We start from the raw sequence: 3116 nt of genomic DNA, 5'->3' as shown, positions 1-3116 counted from the left end.
AGAAGTAGCAGATCAATTAGCTTCTTAAACTAATATATTCTAATAGAAACTTTAGCAATACACGTTTATACATAGGTGTTTTGTGATAGTTTTGATAATTATCTGATAGCAAATACCAAAGTACTCACATTTAGATAAGGTGTGAGTACTTTTTGTATGCGCTCAGCATGCGTCTATTCTTAGGATTCGAGTCCTGAATCGTGAAGGTAGTAGTAATGAATATGGATTAGGGGGAGATAATTGGGAGTGAAAATAGCAATATTAGTTGGTGTAAACGAATATAAAAGTCTTGAAAAATAAAATACGTGTTGTTCAGGTACTACATATATTAAAGATAATGATAAACAACTTGTGGAGAAAACTTTAAGAGCATCTGTAAAGACAAAGAATTTAAAGATTGTTACTTTATGTTTTCCTCCAAAGATAATGAACTTTCGCTTGGGCAAAGGTTAAGCTAAAGGAACAAGTTGAGAAAAAATCAGAAGATATCGGAGCAGTTACTTCAAAGGCTGTAGTAGAAGAAAAAGCAGAACCTACCTTTCTTGATTCTTCTGTCTTGAAGGTAATCTAGATTTAGATTTTTTTCATAAATATGCGTGTTGGATTTGATGTGAGAGATGTAGTAAACGTCCTTATCGTGTATATGTTGGAGATCTTTGAGATGAAAATAGCCTAAACCTCGGATACGCAAGTCTTTCGCTTTTATAGCCGGGGCGTACAAAGAACCATAGGTTCAATCATTGTTCCTATATAAATATGAAGGAACTGTCCACTAAAAGGTCATATTCAAGTTGAACTTTCACATTTTCCTTATGACTGCCCCCTGTACCTGGATAATTTGATGAAAATACATCTGTAATTTGAAATGCGGTTGAATCTAAGCTACGAATAAGCTTAAAAATAAAGGTATGTGGAGAAGATAGAAGCATAGATGAGAATAATTTGCGGTCGAGAGGTTTGGCTAATACTCGCTGTAAAAAATGCACAGTAGTAGCGTTAAATCGTTGATTCGGTCCTTCAGGACTGATAAGTACCGTTGTTGATGCTTCTAAACAGCTACAAATTTGGATTAAGGAAGTTTTCGCTAAACCTTGACTTATCTATACGTATAAAGATAATAGGTCTCTTACCTGATATTTACTAGATTGCAGTACAAACCCAACATCTCTAGCAATGTTCTGTAAGATATTTGGAGATAAAAGACTCTGAATCTCCTGTGCAAATAATTGTAAATCATCAGATATATAAACAGACATACAAAAAACGCTATCCTTTCCTAGGATCTTACAGAAAGGATAGCGTATTTTTTTATTTTAGGGGTATTTTTATTTTGTTAGCTTGATAACGATGTGACGATACCCCATAACAAAAATATTCTAGAAGAGTTTTGAAATCGTGATTATTTATTCGAAATTCGCTGCGTGGTCTTTACGGCATTATCAACATCCAAAATACCATGTCCGTATAATCTATTGTTTTTAATGGTACTATTAATACCGTATTTATATAAAAAATCTATTGATTTTTCTGGTTGTTGTTTGTAATTATTTTGGTCAATAATTAATGCTAAGGTACCGGAAACTTTAGGAGCTGCTAAAGAATTTCCGCATGTAGCAAAGTACCCTCCCGGCCATGTACTAAAGACTGTTTCTTGTAGATAAAAGCCCTTATTTATCCAATCATTTTCTCCATATTGTTTAAATAGTCTGAGGTCTCCACCGGGAGCTGCTATATCAATAATCCCTTCACCATAATTGGAGAATACAGACAATTCATCTTTTAGATTAACTGATGCTACGGCTACTACATCATCAAAACTTGCTGGAGCGTCAAAAATTTTACCACTAATTATAGTCCCGTTTTCGATATTTTCGGTAAAAAAGTCATTCATTTGTTTGCTGTCTTTAAGATTAAGCGAATCATTTCCAACAGCAGCAACAACAACACTACCTTGAGTTTTAGCGAATTGAATAGCCCTTTTGTATCCTTCAATTTCAGCTAAATTATTGACTGAATGTCCATCATTAGAATGTACTATTCCATTTACAAGATAAGAACCTAAGCTAACATTAATTACGTCAACATCATCTTTTGCTGCTTCTATAATCCCTTTAATTATCCAGATGTTTTCAGATTTTTTCTGACCCAGCGCTCTATAAGATTTAATACCAATTCCAGGTGCCACCCCTTTAATACGCCCATTTGCGGCAACTTGCCCGGCAACAAGGGTACCATGTCCATTAATATCATTAATTTGATTAATATCTCCAGTTTCTTGAATTTCTTCACCCCTAAAACCGCCACTTGGAATAAGATTTTTTGACCCTACAACAATATTATCCTTTAAATCAGGATGATTAATATCAATGCCTGAGTCAACAATACCAACGGTTACATTTTTTGTCCCAGGAAAAACCTTATAGCTTTCTCCGTTATTAGTTATTTTTTGCATGTCCCATTGCATATGCCATAATGATGATTCTGAAAAAATTTCTTTATTGAGATCTTTTAAGTTATCTGAATTGTTATTAATAGATTGATTGTAGGCTCGAATTGAAGAACTATTTCCTATCATTTTCATATTTGTACTCGTTGTTTTTATTTGTAACAAACCAACTTCTTTTACCATATAAATTATTTGTGAACTATTTGATGAGAACTTTTCAATCCAGTCATCAACATTTGCATTTTTATCTAATAAAATTGTATAGTATTTCTCTTTCTCTTCCGCATGGGTAACTTCACCGAAAAGCAATAAGTAAAATGCTAAGGAGAAGGCCAAAAAAAATTTAAGATTCTTCATTTTAATTCCTCCAAATTTCTTTAATCTTTTTAGAAAAATATGCACATTAAATTTTGAATTTTAGACATTAAGAATCCCCACCATTAATAGTAAGAGAATATTTGATAGAGCTAGAAAACATTTTCTTATATTAATTTAAAAAATAACTTCCGCTAAATAGATTTGATTATTACCAATATTCGGATTATAATATCAGGTATATATATAGAATTCATACATTAAATAGTGTTGAAAGGAGAAAAATATGAATAACATTATATTATTCGATGGGGATTGTAATTTCTGCAACCAGAGTGTCCAATTTATTATAGAG

At 32.4% G+C, this 3116-nt stretch carries 1 protein-coding gene and 1 pseudogene; both read right to left on the bottom strand.

The window, feature by feature from the left end:
- Positions 1–535: 535 nt before the first annotated feature.
- Positions 536–1256: pseudogene (locus AC1DJR_RS23585) on the bottom strand (IS4 family transposase); the annotation flags it as partial.
- Between the two features lie 143 nt (positions 1257–1399).
- Positions 1400–2803: a S8 family peptidase gene (locus AC1DJR_RS23580; protein WP_429688663.1), complete on the bottom strand. Its 1404-nt coding sequence runs from the start codon at positions 2801–2803 to the stop codon at positions 1400–1402.
- Positions 2804–3116 lie beyond the last annotated feature (313 nt).

The organism is Bacillus sp. 05T31, from assembly GCF_056396725.1.
The sequence above is the reverse complement of the archived record's forward strand: the minus strand, read 5'-3'. Positions and strand labels throughout refer to the sequence as shown.

Excerpts from the sequence above, each read along its gene's own strand:
- AC1DJR_RS23580 (WP_429688663.1), bottom strand. The coding sequence starts at position 2,803 with ATGAAGAATCTTAAATTTTTTTTGGCCTTCTCCTTAGCATTTTACTTA.